This is a genomic window from Acidaminobacter hydrogenoformans DSM 2784 (genome assembly GCF_900103005.1).
Lineage (GTDB): Bacteria > Bacillota > Clostridia > Peptostreptococcales > Acidaminobacteraceae > Acidaminobacter > Acidaminobacter hydrogenoformans.
On sequence record NZ_FMWL01000001.1, the window covers coordinates 292,732 to 312,984 of the forward strand.

General features: G+C 52.4%; 18 protein-coding genes. 1 reads left to right on the forward strand and 17 read right to left on the reverse strand.

Annotation, left to right across the window (positions count from 1 at the left end):
• Positions 1-119: 119 nt before the first annotated feature.
• Positions 120-650 carry a DNA-deoxyinosine glycosylase gene (locus BLP63_RS01285; RefSeq protein WP_170829218.1) on the reverse strand — a complete coding sequence of 177 codons (531 nt, stop codon included), beginning with the start codon at positions 648-650 and terminating at the stop codon, positions 120-122.
• A 343-nt stretch (positions 651-993) separates the two neighbouring features.
• Between BLP63_RS01285 and BLP63_RS01295 the strand changes: the two genes are divergently transcribed.
• Positions 994-1,776, forward strand: coding sequence for an SDR family oxidoreductase (locus BLP63_RS01295; RefSeq protein ID WP_092589075.1), 783 nt, complete (start codon positions 994-996; stop codon positions 1,774-1,776).
• Positions 1,777-1,907: 131 nt separating this feature from the next.
• Here the strand turns inward: BLP63_RS01295 and BLP63_RS01300 are convergent, their stop codons facing one another.
• From BLP63_RS01300 to BLP63_RS01375, 16 genes are all read right to left on the reverse strand, one after another.
• Positions 1,908-3,224 carry an MFS transporter gene (locus BLP63_RS01300; protein ID WP_092589076.1) on the reverse strand — a complete coding sequence of 439 codons (1,317 nt, stop codon included), beginning with the start codon at positions 3,222-3,224 and terminating at the stop codon, positions 1,908-1,910.
• A 221-nt stretch (positions 3,225-3,445) separates the two neighbouring features.
• A complete protein-coding gene (locus BLP63_RS01305; RefSeq protein ID WP_092589077.1) occupies positions 3,446-4,762 on the reverse strand; it encodes a MerR family transcriptional regulator in 1,317 nt (438 codons plus the stop codon).
• Between the two features lie 57 nt (positions 4,763-4,819).
• The gene (locus tag BLP63_RS01310; protein WP_092589078.1) at positions 4,820-6,811 is read right to left on the reverse strand and encodes an ABC-2 transporter permease; all 1,992 of its coding nucleotides are present in this window, start codon (positions 6,809-6,811) and stop codon (positions 4,820-4,822) included.
• Positions 6,804-7,694, reverse strand: coding sequence for an ABC transporter ATP-binding protein (locus BLP63_RS01315; protein WP_092589079.1), 891 nt, complete (start codon positions 7,692-7,694; stop codon positions 6,804-6,806). The genes BLP63_RS01310 and BLP63_RS01315 overlap by 8 nt, the downstream gene beginning before the upstream one ends.
• 278 nt (positions 7,695-7,972) lie before the next feature.
• A complete protein-coding gene (locus tag BLP63_RS01320; protein WP_092589196.1) occupies positions 7,973-9,055 on the reverse strand; it encodes an Ldh family oxidoreductase in 1,083 nt (360 codons plus the stop codon).
• Between the two features lie 121 nt (positions 9,056-9,176).
• On the reverse strand, positions 9,177-10,202 hold the full coding sequence (locus BLP63_RS01325) for a sugar kinase (RefSeq protein WP_092589080.1): 1,026 nt from the start codon (positions 10,200-10,202) through the stop codon (positions 9,177-9,179).
• A 96-nt stretch (positions 10,203-10,298) separates the two neighbouring features.
• Positions 10,299-10,937 carry a bifunctional 4-hydroxy-2-oxoglutarate aldolase/2-dehydro-3-deoxy-phosphogluconate aldolase gene (locus BLP63_RS01330; RefSeq protein ID WP_092589081.1) on the reverse strand — a complete coding sequence of 213 codons (639 nt, stop codon included), beginning with the start codon at positions 10,935-10,937 and terminating at the stop codon, positions 10,299-10,301.
• Positions 10,938-11,008: 71 nt separating this feature from the next.
• The gene (locus tag BLP63_RS01335) at positions 11,009-12,022 is read right to left on the reverse strand and encodes a zinc-binding alcohol dehydrogenase family protein (RefSeq protein WP_092589082.1); all 1,014 of its coding nucleotides are present in this window, start codon (positions 12,020-12,022) and stop codon (positions 11,009-11,011) included.
• 20 nt (positions 12,023-12,042) lie between these two features.
• Positions 12,043-12,897: an SDR family oxidoreductase gene (locus tag BLP63_RS01340; RefSeq protein ID WP_092589083.1), complete on the reverse strand. Its 855-nt coding sequence runs from the start codon at positions 12,895-12,897 to the stop codon at positions 12,043-12,045.
• Positions 12,898-12,932: 35 nt separating this feature from the next.
• Positions 12,933-14,165 (reverse strand): enolase C-terminal domain-like protein, encoded by a 1,233-nt coding sequence (locus BLP63_RS01345; RefSeq protein ID WP_092589084.1) that lies wholly within the window; start codon positions 14,163-14,165, stop codon positions 12,933-12,935.
• An 18-nt stretch (positions 14,166-14,183) separates the two neighbouring features.
• Positions 14,184-15,206 (reverse strand): zinc-binding alcohol dehydrogenase family protein, encoded by a 1,023-nt coding sequence (locus BLP63_RS01350; protein WP_092589085.1) that lies wholly within the window; start codon positions 15,204-15,206, stop codon positions 14,184-14,186.
• A gap of 54 nt (positions 15,207-15,260) precedes the next feature.
• The gene (locus tag BLP63_RS01355; protein WP_092589086.1) at positions 15,261-16,538 is read right to left on the reverse strand and encodes a TRAP transporter large permease; all 1,278 of its coding nucleotides are present in this window, start codon (positions 16,536-16,538) and stop codon (positions 15,261-15,263) included.
• A gap of 2 nt (positions 16,539-16,540) precedes the next feature.
• The gene (locus BLP63_RS01360; RefSeq protein WP_092589087.1) at positions 16,541-17,023 is read right to left on the reverse strand and encodes a TRAP transporter small permease; all 483 of its coding nucleotides are present in this window, start codon (positions 17,021-17,023) and stop codon (positions 16,541-16,543) included.
• 179 nt (positions 17,024-17,202) lie between these two features.
• Positions 17,203-18,231, reverse strand: coding sequence for a TRAP transporter substrate-binding protein (locus BLP63_RS01365; RefSeq protein WP_092589088.1), 1,029 nt, complete (start codon positions 18,229-18,231; stop codon positions 17,203-17,205).
• An 86-nt stretch (positions 18,232-18,317) separates the two neighbouring features.
• On the reverse strand, positions 18,318-19,370 hold the full coding sequence (gene uxuA / locus BLP63_RS01370; protein ID WP_092589089.1) for a mannonate dehydratase: 1,053 nt from the start codon (positions 19,368-19,370) through the stop codon (positions 18,318-18,320).
• Between the two features lie 185 nt (positions 19,371-19,555).
• On the reverse strand, positions 19,556-20,248 hold the full coding sequence (locus tag BLP63_RS01375) for a GntR family transcriptional regulator (RefSeq protein WP_092589090.1): 693 nt from the start codon (positions 20,246-20,248) through the stop codon (positions 19,556-19,558).
• Positions 20,249-20,253: the final 5 nt, after the last annotated feature.

Sequence of the window (20,253 nt, forward strand, 5' to 3'; positions counted from 1 at the left end):
TATTATACGTGTTTATGGAAGGCTGTGCAATTTTTTTTGAATAAACAATGATTTGGTGCGGGACAGGGACACGTGGCGCGGGACTGGGCCCAACCAAAAACACAGCCTTTTCCGCGTGTTCACTTGATCAACCCAGCCACGACAAACGCCGCCCGCCAGGCTTCAAGCTTTTCCTCAAAGGCAACCGCATGAGCGGGACTTGTGGACGGCAGACGCATCAACTGAAGCTGACGAGGAAGCCCTTGCCCATCCCTTGATCCCAAAATATACTTATTATACAGCTGATACGATTTCGAACCATTGCACAAAACAGTCTCCAGCCTGGGATGCCCCATAATAAAACTTTGAAAATCATTTGGCACCTCATCTCTAATGGCCGTATCCGCGCTTCCCTCACGCCTGCAGGACTCGAGGACATCCCATAAAGCAATGCCATTCTCCACCAAAATAGCACACCTTTCAGAATATGCCACAGGACAAGTCCCATGCAGAAGATGACAGACGATCTTCCAAAACTGATTTCTGGGATGCGCATAATACGCCTGCTGCTTCAAGGATTCCTGACTCGGCATGGACCCCAGAATGAGAACCCGCGCGTCAGCAGCTTCGATAGGCGCGAACGCAGTCAAACGCTGATTGTTTGATGCCATTTACCGTCACCCCCTTCGCAAAGGTCGAAAAATATTGGCGCCTATATCCTGTTTTTCCTCAAGCCTTTGATACCCCCATAGCGACATCCACTTCCAAATATGTTTGCCTTAAAAGGAATTTGTTCCATAAACAGAGAATCTATACCTACCTCTATAGGCTCAGGCTCTGCCGATGGTCCCTTTCCCCCACCCCTCCCCCCAACTCTACACCTCTGACCAGTCCCCAAACTCTCATTATGTCCCTGTCCCGCACCACATGTCCCTGTCCCCCACCACATGTCCCTGTCCCCCACCACATGTCCCTGTCCCCCACCAACACTCCTTAAAAAGCGAGGTCATGACCATGAACCCAATTCAAAATAATCCCCGGAGCAACCGTGTCATTTTCATCACCGGAGGCGGCCAGGGCATTGGCAGGGGCCTCGTGCTCCACTTCCTGAACCTCGGCTACGCCGTCGCCACCATGGAAATTGACAATGAAGCCCGGGAAGAGCTAAAGCTGCTCACCAAAGACAAGGGCCCTTGCCTCATCCTTGAAGGCGACGTCCGAAGCGAAAATGACATTCAAAACGCCCTTGCCCAAACCCTAAAAGCATACGGCAAGCTCAACGCCGCCATCCACAACGCCGCCATTTCAGCGAACCAACCTGTCGAAAGCCTAACCCTTGACCTCTGGAACGACGTCCTTGCCGTCAATCTGACCGCCGGATTCCTCATAGCCAAACACGCGACCCCCCACCTCAAAAATTCAGAAGGCGGTGGCGCGCTGCTCCTCCTCGCATCCACACGCGCCATAATGTCAGAAGCCAGCACCGAAGCTTACTCCGCTACCAAAGGCGGCATTGTCGCCCTGACCCACGCCCTGTCTGTCAGCCTGGGGCCTGAGATCCGCGTCAACTGCATCAGCCCGGGCTGGATCGAGACCCGGGACTGGCAAAAGTCCTCTAAAGCGACCCCGCCCATTCACAGTGACGAAGACAAGTCCCAGCACCCTGTCGGCCGTGTCGGCATCCCTGACGACATTGCCCGGACAGCGGCCTTTCTGGTGGACCCGCAAAACGGGTTCATTACCGGGCAGAATGTAGTTGTGGACGGGGGTATGACGAAAAAAATGATCTACGTCTGATAATGCGTCCAAGGAAAAAGCCCTTTCCAGTCGGTTGCCCATGGCAACCGGCCGGAAAGGGCTTTCCTGGTTTTTGGGAGCAGTACCTCAAAAACCACTCACCTTCCACACACGACAACCTTCATCAAACCCTACAACCCAACCTCTTCCCTGCTGCCACCCGTCTCACGCGCCAACTTCCCCCAGTCCTTCAGCAGTGTTACAAGATAAAACACACCGCCCGCCAGCGTCAATACCCCGGCAGGCACACGCCCCACCAGAACACCGGCACCGAGCAGTGCCACTGGCAGCACCAGCTTCGCCAGACTCATGATCACACTGAGAACCCGTCCCTTCATATGCTCCGGTACCGCCACTTGGAAGTAATACAACAGCGGCAAATCAATCCAGGCAATGCCAATGCCCAGCAGCAGCATGCCAGGGATTAGTCCCATCCAGGCATAAGCGCCCACAGCACCCGCAGCAGTCACACCCTGCCACGCCATCACGCCCATAAGCCCCCCAAGGATCATAAAGCTCACCACCAAAACCACCCCCGCCGCCTTCATAGCTCGATCAACGCCCCATTTGAGCCGCCCAATCAAAACCGCCCCAAGAATCACGCCCACCGGCGACGCGCCCTGAACCAGACCCAGGACTTTCTCGCCCCCTTCGAGGGAACGGTGCAGCACATAAGGCAGCGGTACCGAGACACAAAACCCTATGAAAAAGTTGATCGCCATCAATCGCCAAGCCAGCGACCGCATGCCGGAATCGCTCCAAACCAACCTAAGCCCCTCTGAAAACTCACCTCTCAAACTGCACCAAATACCTGCATCGCCAGCCACTTCAGCTCCCGCTGCCACTTGCGCATCCTCATCCGCCTTCACGCCCGCTCCCTCATACCGCATCCAGCTTTCCGACACCGCGGACAGCAAAAAAGAGATCCCGTTGATCCACAAAAAAGCCTCCACCCCAATCCAGGCATAGACCAAACCGCCAAACACCGGCCCCGCTACCGACACCATAGACTCCACCACGCGACTCGACGCGTTCAGCGACATCAGCCGCCCCTCGGACACCAACGCCAGCTTGGACGCCTCGAGACTCACCGAAAACAGCGTCGTCAGCACCGTGGTCACCACCGCCGTCACGTAAATCGCCCCAAGAGACAATCCATAAAACGCTGCATAAATCGCCATCCCCAAAAACCAGAAACCATTCAGCGCGTCCATTCCCACCACCATCCGTTTGCGGTTGAGACGGTCTGCCAGGATACCGGCGAGGGGCATGACCAGGACCATCGGCAAAATCCCAAGGGCCAGCGTCAGCCCAAAAGTCGCCGCGCTCCCCGTCTGCGCCAGCACATACCACCCGGCCGCAAACGTATACAGCGCCGACCCACTCTGGCTCACGGCCTTCCCCGCCAAAAACAGCCCAACATTCCTGCGTTCCACCCATGCGTTCATTTTACTCCCTCCTTACCCTCATTAAACACCCCGGGCCTGACCCCACGTCAACGGGCCTTTGGGCCAACTTCCACGCAAATTTCAAGCCAAAAACAAAAAAAGATGGCCTTAACCCCATGCTTCCCGGGCTTGCCATCTTCCTTCATTTCCTCTAAATCACTTCATCTCTGTTTTTTTTGCCGATGGTCACCTCATCCCCCACCATCACCAAAACAGCAAATTCAAACACAGCCTACCTCATCTGAGCCTCTCGCGCCCACCGCCACAACAGTCCTGACCCTCTCGTCCGCCTCAAAATAGTCCTCAAATACCCCACCTTGACTGACGACCGCTGTCCTGTAAGTCTCATTCAGCTTATACCCCAGCCCCGCGAGACCCTCAAGCACACCCGCCTCCGTAAACCACAGCCGCCGGTCCGCTGGAATCCGGGTGTTTATGCCAAACCTTTCAAAGACAATATACGAACCAAAGAGCCTGGCCTTCTCACGCATCAGTGGATTCACAATGTCAGGCAAAAACCCGTCATTGTCAAAACTGTAGTTGCTGGTGCCGGTAAAATCCATGAGCACATCAAAGCTGTCTGCCTTCAGCGGCAAGGACTGAAAGTCCGCGCAGAGCAGCACGAGCTTCCTTGGCTGAGCCGCGCCTTCCAGGATCGTTTTCAAAAAACGGTGGCGCTCCGGATCGTGATCAACCGCAACATAAATCATAGTCTCCGGCAGCTGATCATAAACCGTACGTAGGTAAAAGCCATGGCCGCTGCCCAGCTCAAGGGCTGCACGGCAGCCTGTAAAGTCCGCTCTGCTCCGCACCCAGCTGAGGCCTTCGTAAATTCTGTCCAGATAGGCCGGATCCGTAGACATCAGATAAGCTTCCAGGAAGCCAGCTGTGCCGTCACCCACCTCTGAGGCATTTCCACTGGCTTCAATGGCCTTACGCCGGACTTCAAACTCAGAGCGCTGTGCCTCCCAGAGCTCCGGCACATAGACTATGCCCGCCTCAACTACAAGACCGCCCGCCTCCCCACAGCCACCGCTGCAGATCAGCTTGCCCTGAAGGACCCTGCCCTCCAGGATCTCCCCTTCATGCAGCGAAAGGTCGCCGCCGCAGCGTCTGCATGCCAGCAGCGGCAAAGCTTCCAGTGGCAGCCCTACGGCCTGTCGCGGTACGTCGCCCTTAACCTCTGACGACGCCACCAGCGCCCCTGTGGCCTCTTCCAGCGCAGCCAGCGCCTTCTGACGCGCTTCAATCTCCAGGCGGACGGCATGGATGCGCTCAGAAAACAGGCTGCAGTAATAGACGTCCTTCTGATAATCCGTCATGGCCCCCAGACGCTCAAATTGAAAGAGCCTTTTGACTTCAGCCAGCGAAAAACCCATCTCCTTGAGCTGTAAAATTCGCTCCAGGTCCTTTTGAACGTGCTCGTCAAAATCATACTGGCCGCCGCGCTTCTCAACCACGAGAAGGCCCAGTTCCATATAGTGGCGCAGGGTATCCACCGTAACACCGGTGCGGGTTGAAAATTCGCCAATCCTCAAATTGCTCGCCCCCTATGGTGGTGCAAATAGAATGTGATGAACGTGATCCCGAGTCAGCTAACCCCGCCACTTCAGCCGGTCAGAACGACCTAAGCGGGAGAGGGGGCTGCGGCGACCATCGGCAGTGCTTTGAACGCTTTGGGTGCTTTGGTTCTGTCCTTGTTCTCTATAAGTCCCTGTCCCCGACCGGGAACCCCGTGCCTGTGCCTCCGCCAGATACCGGGTCAGGTCCACGCGCTCCGTCTTCGAAGCCACATGGCGCCGAAAGCCTGGCCCCCACAGATAAGCATTGAGGCCCAGGGAAACCGCCAGCAGCACCAATGTCCCGTAGGGCAGCAGCGTCGCGCCATAGTGAAGCCCGCCGAGGGCCCCAACGCCAAAGGTCAGCGGGAACATTTTCCCCGCCTCCGCATTGCGTCCGGCCACAAAGGGCTCAGAGAACGGCAGCCGCTTGCCCAGCACCCTGAAGCAGAGTATCAAGAACAAAAGCGTATTGAAAAATGCCACCACCAGGTCCAGGACAATCCGGCTCCCAAAAATGATCAGAAACACCGCCGAAAGGAGCAAAAATACCGGCACCAGCAGCCGGAGCACCATGGCTTTCAGCGTGCCCCTATAAAGGGCTGCCAGGTCCCGCACCGGCGTCGCCGCATAGATCCAGGCCCCCTGGTGACTGGCGGAATACTTCATCATGAGAAGGACTGTGGGCATCATCATGGCCGAGAAATAGATGAACAGATAAGATTTCCCAGCGGTAACCTCTGTCCAGGTGCTGCCCTGCATGCTGTTGAAGATGAAGATAAACGGGAAAATCAACGAAAACCCAAGGGATGGGTACACCCTGAGCTTGAAATCCCGTTCGGTCTTGACCATGTTGAGGGCGAAGCGGAAAAACAATGCCTCCTCCTGGGACCGGCACATCCAGCCGGAAACCCTGTGTCCCAGGCCAAGTCTCGCGCTGCCTTTGGACCCGCGCCGCTCCAGTTTTTCCAGGCTGCGCTCAAAAGTCTGCATACCCCGGGCGTAAAAGAGCACCGCCAGTACCGGCACCCCAGCCGCCATGGCCGCCATAGCTACAAAAAACGGCTCCTGGCTGCCGTTCATGAGTACCTCGAACAGGGCCCCAAACCAAACCGGCGGCAGCAGAAAATGCCACCAGGCCGCCTCAAACGCAATCTCCATATTGACAAACTGAAACGCCCTCCCCACAAACTGGTACCCCACCGCCATGGCAATGGAGAGCGCAATCTGCACATAGTTGATGACATCCCTGAGCTTCTCCCCGTCAAAGAACCTGAGCACCAATAAATACAGCATGGCGGTCATGACGATCACCAGGAGATCCATCCATAAAATCACCCACATGTAAAGAAAGCCAAAGCCTACGCCGTGACGGATGAACCCTGCGATCACACTGGGTCCGGTCAGCGCCCCCGTGATCATGAGCAGATACCCCAGTACGTGGATGGACTTCGCCGCCGTCAGCGTCCGCCCCTCCACCGGCCGCGTCAGAACAATACTCCGGTCCCGCAGGTCCAGCAGCACCGACGAAAAGTCCGAAATCAGCGACGTCATGACCATAAACAGCACAATCCCCATGGCTGCGCTGATCTGAAACATAAAGTTGCGCCCCATCAAAATCATGGGAATCAGAATGATCCCCATCAGGCCATAGACCCACAGGGACTTCAGGAACTGATTCCCGCTTTTCCCCGCCGACCTGTTCTGGCCACCGGCCACGCTGGGCGCCCGCCGCCCGTCCATGAGAAATTTAATTTCGAGGATCCGCCGCATGACCGGGTAATCGACGCCAGCCTTCGTGAACAAGCCCGCGAACCGGTCCAGCAGGATCAGCGGGCTGAAGCTTTTTTTCTTTGCCCTTGGAGCTTCGCTTTCGCCGGGATTTGCGTCTCTCCCCGCACTATTCTCGAGGACTTCTGCCGATGGTCCCATTTCCCCACCCGCTTCCAAGCTTTCACTCTTCTGAACGTCCTCTCCTGCGTCCGCTCTTACGTCCTCTCTTGCCGCTTCTCTTGCCTCATCACTCATCGCGGTTCACCCCTCGAATGACCTGCAGGATCTGCCTCGCGGTCTCACTCTGGGTATCGAACCCCGTCAGCTGGTTGAATATGGCTTCCAGTGAGCCCTCGTGGTTCAGGTCTTTCAAATCTTCAAAGGTGCCATTCGCGACAATATGTCCGCCGTCCAGCAATACAATCCGGTGGCTGATCTTCTCAACCACATCCATAATGTGCGAGGAATAAAAAATGGTCTTCCCGGCTTTTGCAAGCGCCTCCAGCAGCTCCTTGACGACCATGACACTGTTGGCGTCCAGGCCGCTGAGGGGTTCGTCCAGAAATAGAATATCCGGATCGTGCAGGATACTGGCGATCAGAAGCACCTTTTGCCGCATGCCTTTGGAGAAGGAGGTCATCCTCGAATGATACACGTCCTTTATGCCAAACAGCGTCACCAGGGCCTCGGCCTTCCTGTCCGCATCTTCAAAGGACATGCCATAAAGCTCCCCTACAAAAGTCAGATACTCCCTGGGCGTCAGATTGTCATAAAGATCCGCCGTTTCAGGCACATAGCCAATATGACGCTTATAGCTTACGCCCGAGGTCCGGATGTCCTCACCCAAGATTTCTACCGTTCCGCTGTAGCCCTCGATCAAGCCCAGCATGATCTTGACCGTTGTACTCTTTCCGGCGCCGTTTGGCCCTATGTAGCCTATGATTTCTCCGCGCCCGGCCTCAAGATCAACGCCCCGGAGGACTTCCTTGGCGCCAAAGCTCATTTTGAGGTTTTTTAAGGCAAGCACCGTTTGGGCTGAGGGTTTGGGTGTGGGCTGAGGTACATGAAGAGGGGCTGGTTGAATCGATGGTTGCTGCGCTTGATCAAGCGCTGTCTGAAGCTCCGGTTGAAGGTTCATTTGCGCATTCCTCCTGTTATGTCAATCCGTTTGTTTTTCTAATTCATCACAACAATCACGGCTGCTCAACCTTTTAAGCGGCTCGTAACTGAAGTTCTGATAAAAGTCTATCATAATGGCGTACGTAAAGTGTTAAGAAAGTCTGAAATGTAACCTAAGAGAAAAGACCTGTGAAGGTGGTGAGCACATCACCAGTTCACAGGTCTCTATTTCTGTCATCCTCATAGGTTTTTAGGTTCTCACCGGAGGATCGCTGACGACATGTCATGCGCAGCGCATTACTCAAAATACGCGTCAAACGCCAGCCCGTAATGGGCGCCTATCTGCTTTATCTCTTCAAGCGTCTTCTCATTGACAGGAATTCCGCTCTCCAGGAGCTTCGCTTCCATCTCAGCTTCCTTCTCTCCGTGGGTGTAAATCCTGTCTTTACCGAGGGCTTTCGGGCTCTCCCTCATTTCCTGCAGAAGCGTGGTCAGGCGGTCTTTGATCTCCGCCTTGTTCCCAAAGATGCCGTAGTCAATGGCCCAGAAGGAAAATGAGGTATCCCCGTTGCCGCTGTTGACCACATGAGGTGACGTTGTCCCCCCTGCAAAAATCGACGTAAAGATCTCCACGATCATGCCAAAGCCGTAACCCTTGTGGGATCCCAGCAGCTCCGTCTCTCCACCCAGAGGAAAAATCCCGCCGCCCAGCTTTCCAATAATGTTGTTCAGCACATGGTCCGCGTCTGCGCAGCCTTGGCCATTCTCATCTGCTGCCCAGCCTGCTTCCAGGGGTTTCTCCTGCTTTCTGTAAACCTCAAGCTTCCCTCGTGTCACCACAGTGGTGGAGGCATCATACCAGAAGTTAACTGGATCCGCCGGCATGCAGACCGCAATTGGGCTCGTCCCCAGCATGGCCTTGCGCCCATTGGTAGGTATCGCGATCGCCTCCGTATTGGTCATGGACACGCCAAGGAGATCCTCCGCAGCGGCCATGGAGGTGTAATACCCCGCTATTCCGTAATGATTGGAATTTCTGACGCAAACGGTGCCCACACCAAATTTTTTGGCTTTCTCAATCGCAGTTTCCATGGCCTTTTTCGCCACGACCTGTCCCATGGTCTTAGGGGCGTCCCAAACCTCTGAGATTGGCGTTTGATGGACGACAGAGACCTCGGCCTGAGGCAGAATTGAACCCTCCTGCATAGCCAGGAAATAACGGATTAAGCGCTGAATCCCATGAGACTCAATACCATAGAGATCAGCTTTTAAAAGGACGTCCACAATGTCGCAGCTTTCGCTTTCGCTGAAACCACTCTTGATAAAAATATCCTGACAAAAATGCCGTGTGTTCTCAACCGGTAAATAACTGTAGCTCATAACAGCACCCTTTCTGAAATCAACGAGAAAAGACCAGGCAGGAAAAAGGTGCCAGCGGCTGACGCCTCTCTCCACCTTTTCCCTGCCTCGTCATTTTTTAATTCTGGTACTCTTAAGCTTCTTAGCGCTGAACCCTGCCGGATGCATCCCCGCCAACCAAGGCCTCGACCTCTTCCACCGTCACCAGGTTGAAGTCACCAAAGATGGTGTGCTTGAGCGCGGAAGCCGCAACGCCAAACTCGAGCGCCGCTTTGTAATCCTTACCTGAGATCAAACCGTAAATCAAGCCTGAGGCAAAGGAATCCCCGCCCCCTACACGGTCGACAATGCGCACTTCGTATTTCTTTGAGTGATAGAACTCATTGCCGTCGTAAATCAATGCAGACCAGCCGTTGTCAGAAGCAGAATAGCTCTCACGGAGGGAAGTCGCTACATATTTAAAGTTAAACTTATCCTGCATTCTGCGGAACATATCCATATAGCCTGCAAGCTCAAGCTCACCTTTTTCAACATTTGTATCACCAGGCTTGAAGCCAAGGACCTTCTCAGCGTCCTCTTCGTTTCCAATGCAGACATCGACATACTGCATCAGCGGCGTCATGACCTTTTGAGCTTGCTCCGGCGTCCAGAGCTTTTTGCGGAAGTTGAGATCCACACTGACCGTAACACCATGCTTCTTAGCCGCAATGAGCGCTGCTTCTGTCAGGGCTGCCGCTTTAGGTCCCAGCGCTGGCGTTATGCCTGTAAAATGGAACCACTCGGCATCTTTGAAAATTGCGTCAAAGTCAAAATCGCTGATCTCTGCTTCTGAAATTGCAGAATTTGCCCGGTCATAAACAACTTTGGAAGGTCGCATGGAAGCACCTGTTTCAAGGAAGTAGATGCCCACACGGTCGCCGCCGCGGGCAACGAAATCCGTTTTGACGTTCTGCTTTCTGAGCGCTTCGACGGCACACTGGCCAATTTCATGCTTAGGCAGCTTGCTGACAAAATAAGCATCCAGGCCATAGTTTGCAAGGGAAACCGCGACGTTTGCCTCGCCGCCGCCGTAGACAACATCAAAACTATTCGATTGGTTGAATCTCAAAAATCCTGGGGAAGAAAGCCTGAGCATGATTTCGCCCATAGTCACAACTTTTTTAGCCATTAAATGAAACCTCCTGTGATCATGTTAGATTTCTTAATTTCACGTTATTTCGTTCGATTTCATACAGTTGAGCTCAATTTCGCCCTATTTCGCGCTTTACCTCGCAGCCTTGACCGCTTCAACGAATTTCTTCGCCGTCTCAGTGACGAGCGCGTAATCACCGGTCTTAGCGCCCTTCGTCAGGTCGCTGCCCGTGCCTACCGCTACAGCACCGCTCTTAATCCAGTCCTTGACGTTTTCAAGGTTGACGCCGCCCGTCGGCATAAAGTTGCCCTGCGGGATAGGCCCCTTGAACGCGCCAATAATGGATGGACCAAAGGCGTTACCAGGGAAGACCTTGCAGACTTCAACGCCCAGCTCGAGGGCTTCAACCGCTTCCTTAACCGTCATGATGCCAGGCATCACTGGGATTCTGTAACGGTTGCAAAGCTTCACCGTCTCTGGGTTCAGGCTTGGGCTGACAATATACTCTGCGCCAGCAAGAATGCAAAGTCGTGCCGTTTCTGGATCCAGGACAGTGCCTGCGCCAATAATGACATCCTCATCTTTATAAGTCTCGGCAAGCTCTTTGATAATATCTATCGCGCCAGGTACCGTCATGGTTACCTCCAGCGCTTTGATGCCGCCATTTTTTACAGCTTCGGTAATTTTAAGGCCCTGCTCTTTGGATTCCGCGCGAATGACGGCAACGACGCCACTATCGACAATTTTTTTGATGGTTTCAAGACGTTTCAACGAAAAACCTCCTCATTTATCTGAATGACAGCTTCTGCCTACAACTCAGCTTTAGTTTGTGCCAGTTGAAGTTAAAAGACAGAAATGATTTTCAAAAACTTCTCCGGCGTATCCGATTGATCCGCAACCGACTGCGCAAGTTCGTCAAAGGACACGTTTTTGGAAACCGTCGCCTCAACGTTGATCTTGCCGCTATAGATCAGCTCAATGGCCTCCTGGAACTCACCCGCGCTGGTACGGGACCCTCTCAGGTCCAGCTCCTTCTTGGTGATCATAGCCGTAGGCAGCTCAGTATCCGCCTTTGGCCAGCCCGTAAAGACAATTCTGCCTGCAAAGGAAGCATAGTCCAGCGTATCGCGGATCGCTCTGTTGGCCCCGGAAGCTTCAATGACCACTTGGGCCATAACGCCCCCAGTGATATCTTTAATGGCCTCTACCACGTTAGTTTCAGAAGGATTGACCGTATGCGTCACCCCAAGGGACTTTGCGTAATCCAGTCTGGCTTCCAGAATATCGATCAGGATTGGCGTCGCGCCGTATTCCAGCGCCACGAGTGCCGCCATCAGACCAATGGGGCCCGCACCTATAATTGCCACTGTCTCACCGGCCTTGACCTGGCCCCTGTGTATGGAATGCAGCGCAATGGTCAAAGGCTCCGCAAGCGGAATCAGATCCCAGGACATATCCTCGGGAACTTTGTGAAGCAAATGGTCCGGATGGGAGAAATACTCCGCCATGCCGCCATCCACATGGACCCCCAGTACCTGAAGGTTTTCACAGCAATTCGTCCTGCCTATGGAGCAAGGATAACATTTGCCGCAGTAGATATAAGGATCGAGAATGACTTTGTCGCCCTTCTTAAGACCCTTGTCATTCGGACCGATCTCAAAAATCTCCCCCGCAACCTCGTGCCCGAGAATTCGAGGATAGGTGACAAGGACATTGTGTCCCCGGTAAGCGCCTACATCCGAGCCGCAAATGCTGGCGGACTTTACTTTGACAATGGCATGTCCTGGCTTTGACGCCGGCATTTCAATGTCTTTCATATAAATTTTACCTGGTGCTTCAAGATAAACTGCTTTCATCTGTTCAAGTCACATCCTCTCTAAACGCCCGAATAAGCCTGGAAACCGCCGTCCACCGGAACAACGACGCCGGTAACAAACCCGGAGGCTTCCTTGCTGACCAGCCAAAGCAGCGTGCCAACCAGCTCCTGTGGCTCACCGAAGCGCTCCATAGGGGTGTGGTTCAGGATCTTTTCTGATCTTGGGGTCAAGCTCCCGTCCTCATTCGTCAGAAGGGTTCTGTTCTGCTCTGTCAGGAAGAAGCCTGGTGCCAGGGCATTAACCCTGATCCCCTCTTTTGAGAGGTGCACGGCAAGCCAATAGGTGAAGTTGCTGATTGCCGCCTTAGCACCAGCATAAGCCGGAACCTTGGTCATAGGACTATAGGCGGCCATGGAGGAAATATTGACAATGGTCGCGTCAGTCTTTCCAACCATATCCAGAGCAAAAATCTGGGATGGAATCAGGGTCCCGAGGAAATTGAGGTCAAACACATAGCCCACGCCCTCAGGATCCATATCAAAAAAGGTGGTTTTTCCTTCTGTATTCCCTAAGAGGCTTCTGTTGAAATACTCTTCAGAAGTGCTGCCTTTCGGATGGTTGCCGCCTGCGCCGTTGATCAGGATATCCACGGTGCCAAAGGCTTCGTGGATCTTGTCTCTCGCCGCTTTCACACTGTCCACTTTCAGGACATCCGCAGAAAAGGCCATAGCCGTGCCGCCTGCTGCCGCGATCTCTGCAGAAAGCTTTTCACCCTTTTCAAGAGAGCGGTTGACAATGGCGACTTTGGCGCCGCATTCCGCCAGCGCCCGGCAGAAATAACTGCCCAGGACACCCGCGCCGCCAGTTACAACGGCGACTTTGCCGGATAAATCTATTTTAAATGGTACTGTCATAATCTAATGCCTCCCATATAGAACTTCGAAAAAGTCTACTTCACAATGGCAGGATCTGCCCAGTGCTCCGTCATATTAGGCAGCAGAGGGTACCAGTCCTTGCGATACGGATCCCGGTCATACGGATAGCCGCCCAGCTCCTGATAAAGCTCAGAATATTGTCCCAGCTTGTCATAGTCCAGCTCAACGCCAAGGCCAGGCGCTGTAGGGATCTTGATCTTCCCGTTTTCATAGGTCATCAGACCGCCCTTGATAATATCATCCGTCAGCTGATGATAGTGGGCATCAATGGCAAACGGCATGCTCGGAAGCACTGCGCCCAGATGCAGCATGGTCGAGAGTTGAATACCCAGTTCGCCAGAGGAGTGCACTGCCACGCCATACTGGAAAGTCTCGCAGACCGCCGCCGCTTTGATGCAAGGCCGGATGCCGCCCCAGAAGGTTGTATCCAGAAGGATGACATCTACTGCAGGATCGAGAATATTGGCGGAAAGCTGCTCGAAGTTGACCACCACGGTATTCGTCGCCAGCGAAAGATGCGTCTTCTCCCTGACTTTGCGCATGCCGTTCAGCCCCCAGGTTGGGTCCTCGAGATAATCGTTGTTCAGGCCTTCAATGGCCTTGGCGAAGCGCACACTCTGCTCAACGCTGAGAATAGCATTTGGATCAAACCGGTATCTGTCTTTAGGATTCGCAGCTGCAATCGCCTTATAGACCTCGAGCTCATAATCCGGATGGAAGACCCCGCCCTTGAGCTTATGGGACGTAAAGCCATACTTGGCCTTCAGCTCCGCCACATGGTCCACGACCTGCTCAATGGTTCTGACCTCGCCTGCGCCCGTTTTCTCGTTTGGATATCTGAAGAAAATGTAGCTCGCGAACTCGACCTCATCCCGCATTTTTCCGCCGAGGATCTGGTACGCCGGCACGCCAAGCTTCTTGCCAATTATATCGATACACGCAAACTCAATGGCCGCCATCAGCTGCGTCCGGTTGTTGTAAAGGCTTGCCGTTGGGTTGGAGATTTTCCAGCGCAGCGCCTCCAGCTGGAACGGGTCGTGTCCCACCAGGTAAGGCTTCAGCCCTTCAAACGCCAGCTTTGCGCTCTCGCCGCCGCCGCCCATTTCACCAAGACCTGTGATGCCTTCATCCGTCTCAACCTCGACAATAGTCCTGACAAATCTGCCCCAGTGCACCCCGTTGCTGTGTCTGAGCGGCGCCTCAAGTGGGACGGTGACCGTTGTCGCTTTTATATCCGTTATCCGCATTTCATGTCCTCCCCTGGATCAGTCTTCAAAAATCAGCAGAACCTTCGAGGTCTTTTCTGCCTTACTTTCAATTAAATCAAAAGCTTCCTTGAACTTATCAAACGCGAAGGTATGGGAAATCATTTCCACTGGCTTCAGCCGACCCTCCTGGAAATGCTCAATGACTTCTGGAAACTTATAGGTCTGGAGCCTGGAACCCACTACCGTCAACTCCCGGCGTGTTATCAAAAACTGTGCTATGGCCGATGGTCTTGAGTCAAACCCCATCACTACCACGCGCCCCGCAGCGGAAGCCGCCTGAATGGCTTGTTCAAAGGTCTTCGGAAGGCAGGCCGCATCTATGACCACATTGGCACCCATGCCTTCTGTGATCTCATAGACCTTCTCGACAGGATCCACCTCTGACGACAGAATCACATGATCCGCCCCAAGGCCCTTAGCCGTATCAAGCTTGTCCTGCTCCACATCCGCCACAATACATACTGCGCCTTTCAGCTTGGCGTACTGTAGAATACTGAGTCCCGCCGGTCCCGCGCCAATAATCCAGACCACATCCCCAGGCCTGACATCTCCCCGCCAGGTGACCTGGGCGGCTATGGTGAACGGTTCAATCAGAACTGCTTCTTTCCAGTCCAGAGATGGACTTAAAAGATGAACCCTGTCCTGGGTGATTTTAAAATATTCCTGAAAACCGCCATCCCGGTGGACGCCTATGACTTCCAGGTTTTCGCAGACATTGGGCCGCCCGTTTCTGCAGGCATAGCAGTGTCCGCAGTAGACAATAGGCTCAACGACGACATGATCCCCCACCTTGACGCGGTCCACAGCGGTTCCAGCTTCAACGACTTCGCCCACAAACTCATGTCCAATAACCCTTGGATACGTGGCGACAGGAGACGTTCCATGGTAAATGTGAATGTCAGAGCCGCAGATGCCTGCGGCTTTGACCTTAATCAACACTTCGTTGCTATTCTCAATAACCGGCATCTCCCGCTCCACGAGCTGAAGCTCACCCGGTATGACAACTTGTAACGCTTTCATGGCGCTCACTTCCTCAATTCAAATTTAATTGCTGAAGAGAATCAAAATGATGGCTTAGATCCCAAACAGGCTAGGCAGGAAAAGGCTGATCGCCGGAATGTAGCTGACCAGCATCAACACTACAAGGCTGACAGCAAGGAACGGCAGGATGGCTTTTGATGCTTGAAGCAGGGAAATTTTACTGATGCCTGCAGCGACGAAGAGACAAACGCCAACTGGCGGTGTCGTCAGACCAATAACCAGATTGAGGACTGCCATGACGCCAAACTGAAGCGGGTCCATACCAACGCCGGTGGCCACTGGAAGGAGAACCGGGAACAGGATGACCAGTGCCGCGATCGTTTCCATGAACATACCTACAAACAAGAGCAGAATATTGATCATCAGGATGACAATAATTTTATTCGTGGAGATCGAGAGAATGGTCTCTGCGATCATCTGAGGAATCTGCTCACTGGCCATAATCCAGGCAAAGAGGTTCGCGAAGCCAACCAAGACCATGATGGCCGCTGTCATGCGCAGTGAATCGATCATGACCTTTGGAATCTGATTGAATTGAAGCTCTTTGTAAACATATTTTCCTACGAAAATCGCATAAAGAACCGCTATAATAGATGCTTCTGTTGGTGTAAAGACGCCACCGAGGATCCCAAAGAGAATCAGGAAAGTCATAAAGATGGCCCAGAATGCGCCTCTAAAGGTCTTCCAGATAAATCCGAGCGTTTGTCTCTCACCTTTTGGATGATTACGCTTTCTGGAAATGAAGTAGGAGAGCCCCATCAAAGAAAAGCCCAAAAGCATGCCAGGCAGAGCGCCGGCAAGAAACAGCTTTCCAACGGAAAGGCCTGTCAAAGTGCCTGCAATAATCATAGGAAGACTTGGGGGAATGATGGGACCAACTGTAGAAGAGGATGCCGTGACCGCCGCGGAGAAATCTGGCTCATAGCCCTCTTCGATCATAGCTGGAATCAAGATGCCGCCTACGCTGGCCGTATCCGCAAGGGCTGTCCCTGAGATACCAGCGAAGAGCATGGACGCCGCGACGTTGGCCATGCCAAGCCCGCCGCGAATAAAACCGAGTACGGCATTTGAAAATTCAATGATTTTTCTTGTGATCCCGCCCGTGTTCATGAGATTACCGGCGAGAACAAAGCCCGGAATACAAATTAAAACAAAGGAGTCAATCCCTGAGAACATCTTCTGTGCTGCGATCCCAAGCGGAATGTCTGCAGCGATCAGATAGATGAAGGAGGAGATCCCCAGTGAAAACGCGACAGGTATGCCCAGGAAGATCAGGATGACGAACGAAATAAACAGTAGTAAAGTCAACATTTTTAGACCTCCCCTCCTTTAGCGAGCCGGGCAATATCCCTGACCAGATTGTATAAGCCATATAAGGCAATAAAAAAGGACATGAAGGCAATGGAGGCGTATGGGAAGACCATAGGCACGCCAATGGCCGCGGAGACGTTTCCAACCCCTAAATCAATGAACTTTAAGCCTTGAAGGAACGTTAAAATGAACAGACCTACAGAAAACGCATCCAGAATCAGCTGAATGATAGGTCTCAGCTTTGGACCCATGATGTTGAGTACAATGTCCACGTTGACGTACTCTCTGTTTTTCATGGCCAGCGGCGCCGCAAGGGCGATGCTGTAGACAAAGAGATATCTCGTCAGCTCTTCAGTCCAAACCACAGAATATTGTGGGAACGCAAAACGTGTGACGACCTGATAAGTAACAGTGGCAATTAATGCAAGAAAAGTGAGAAAAGCAGCAAATTCAAGCACCTTCTCAAGTGGATCAATGTGTTTCATGGCTTCACTCCTAAAATTTTGTGTTAGCAAAAACAAACGCCATCGCGATGTCGCATTCCAAATTTAAGAAGAAATGCTGGATCTGATGGCGTTTGTATTCAACATGCGTTATAAGGTTGCTTTTGCAATAGCTAATAATCGCCGCAAAAGCTTATGAAATTGGACAGTGCTTCGTGATCCTATTGGAATTCAACGATACGCTGGTAAAGATCTCTTTGCTCATCAGTGAGCTTCTCGAGGACTGCAGGCTCCATTGCGGCCTGGAAGGCTGCTTTGTCAACATTTGTGTTAAATGTCATGCCTTTTTCTTCAAGCATGCTGACGAATTCAGAAGTTTGCTCCTCAAAGAGAGAGTCGCCATAAACTTGTGCTTCAGCTGCTGCTTCGAGGACTGCTGCTTTAAGCTCGTCGCTGAGGCTGTTGAACTGGTTGACGCCAACGAGAACGTAGATCCAGCCGTTAACGTGCTCTGTGACGTTGACATAGTCCTGAACTTCGTAGAAGCCTGCGCTGTAGATCAAGTCAACAGGGTTCTCCTGGCCTTCAATAACGCCTTGCTGAAGCGCGGTGAACACTTCGTTGAACGCCATTGCCTGAGGTGCTGCGCCAGCTGCTTTCCACGCGTCAACGAAGAGCGGCACGTTAGGCACACGCATTTTGAAGCCGTTGAGGTCAGCAGGTGTATTGATTGGTCTGTTGGAAGTCAGGTTTCTTGGCGCTCTGAGGTGATAGTAGAGCGGGATGAGACCGACTTTTTCTTCGATTTGAGCCGCGATTTCGTCGCCGAGTTCGCTTTCAATAACCGCTTGCATGTGCGCTGTGTCGCGGAATGCGTATGGAACCGCCATCAGAGCCGCTTTTGGTGCCCAAGTCTGCATGGACTCACCAGAGATGACCATGTCAGCAGCACCAGTCTTGATCATGTCAATGTTTTCTACTTCTTTACCAAGAGATTCGTTTGGATAAACTTTGATCTCGATTTGGCCTTCAGTTTTTTCTGCGACTAACTCTGCAAATTTCAGAGCGGTCTTGTTCCAGATGTGCTCATCATTGCCAAGGTGGCCGAGTTTCCAAGTGATTTTCTCAGCAGGTGCCGCAGGGGTTTCTCCGCCTGCCGCTGGCTCTTCTGCAGGCTGGCTGCAGCCGGCAAGGCTCATGACCATAAGTACTGCCACTAACATAAGTGCTAAAAATTTAGACTTTTTCATGCTTGATATCCTCCTTAGGTTTGGTGTTTTTGTTTTAAGACGGCTCAGGGCCGTAAAATCACTAATAACAATTGTTCTACATTACCTTACCTGGATCCAAGTTCCTTCTCTGCGGCTTCAATGAGCCCCACGAGATAGGTGGCGCCCAGTGCCCGGTCGTAAAGGCCATAGCCCGGCTTGCCGGTTTCTCCCCAGATCATTCTGCCATGGTCTGGCCGGATTGGGCCGTTATACCCCGCAGCTACTGCCGCTTTGATGACTGCGTACATATCCAGTGACCCGTTGGCCGATGGATGTGCAACCTCATCAAAGTTCTTGTCAGCATCATATTTAACGTTTCTGGCATGCAGGAAGTTAAGGCGATCCAGGGATGCGAAGTGGCCTACTATTTCAGCCATGTCATTGTCAGGAGAAACACCCAAAGACCCAGTACAGATCGCAAGGCCATTGCTTGGGCTGTCAATCAGCGAGATGACGCGCTCCAGGCTTGCCTTGTTTCGGATGATCCGCGGCAGACCAAAAATGGACCAAGGCGGATCATCCGGATGAATGGCCATTCGAATGCCAACCGCTTCTGCAACAGGGATGATCTCTTTGAGGAAAGTGCCAAGGTTATTCCAAAGATCTTCTTCCGTCAGCGCGCCGTATGCGTCGATCAGCGACTTCATCTCTTCTGGCGTATAGTCTGTGGCCCAGCCTGGAAGGTCGAGCTCACCCTTTACAGGATCCATCTTTTCGACATCCTGATGCACATAAGCCAGTGTCAAAGAGCCATCCGGCAGTTTCTTTGTAAGGGTCGAACGCGTCCAGTCAAAGACGGGCATAAAATTGTAGCAGACGGTCTTAATACCTGCTTTGGAGAGATTAGTCAGAGACTGTTTGTAGTTTTCAGTATATTGCTTTGCGGTTGGTCTTCCCAACTTGATATCCTCGTGGACTGGGACGCTTTCGATCACGTCAAAATCCATGCCGTTTGCTTCAATCATCTCTTTAATGCGCAGAATGTTCTGAAGTGGCCAGGCATCTCCCACCGGTACGTCGTAAATAGCGGATACAATGCCCTTCATACCAGGGATCTGGCGAATGTGTTCCAGTGATACCGGATCACCTGGGCCGTACCATCTGAATGACAATTTCATTTGAGGCTTCACGCTCCTCTCAAATAGTTCAATGACTATCAAGACTTTGTGGTTACATACTACCATACAAGTTGTCCCTGGTCAATATCAGTCCCGCTAAAAATTTACATAATTTTCATGCTCTGATAACCAAATTTTACATTACTTGAAGCGTCGCACTATAGGAGATTTAGGGCAGATTGAGATTACATAAAATATCCAGGGTATTTCTTCTTCAAAGCTTGTTGCTCTGAGATCAGCTTACGTATATGATTCGTAATTATTTTGTATGCCTTTTCCTGGTCGTGATCACGAATCGCTTCATAAATCATGGTGTGCTGCTCAATCAGGTTTTTGATCACATCCTCTACTGTGAAGCTCAGGAGACGGATCCGCTTGTATTGGGTGTTGACCATATCGATAAATCTCCATGTCTGTGCTTTGTCACAGCCTTCGAAGATAATTTTGTGAAAGCTTTCGTCGAGCTCAAGATATTTTGAAAATTGGCGGTTGTCCATGCACGCTTTTTGCTGATCCAAATTCTTTTTCAGCTTCTCGAGCTGCGCCTTTGGAAAAGAATCGACAGCCATTTCCAGCACCTTGATTTCCAGAGTTTCCCGGATAAACCTTGCCTCCTCGACTTGCTTCAAGTCGATCTGTGAAATGTAAGTCCCCCGTTGAGGCAGCACATAGAGGAGCCCTTCCCGTGAGAGCTTGATGAACGCTTCCCTCACGGGTGTTCTGCTGACGGTAAGACTTTCGGCGATTTCTTTTTCACTGATCCTCTGCCCGGGCTGCAGCTCCAGTGAAATGATTTTTTCTTTAAGCAGGTCATAGACGAAATCTCCGACATTCGCCGCCTCAGATGAAATGTTTTTTCTCTTTACCGTCAACACCATAACCA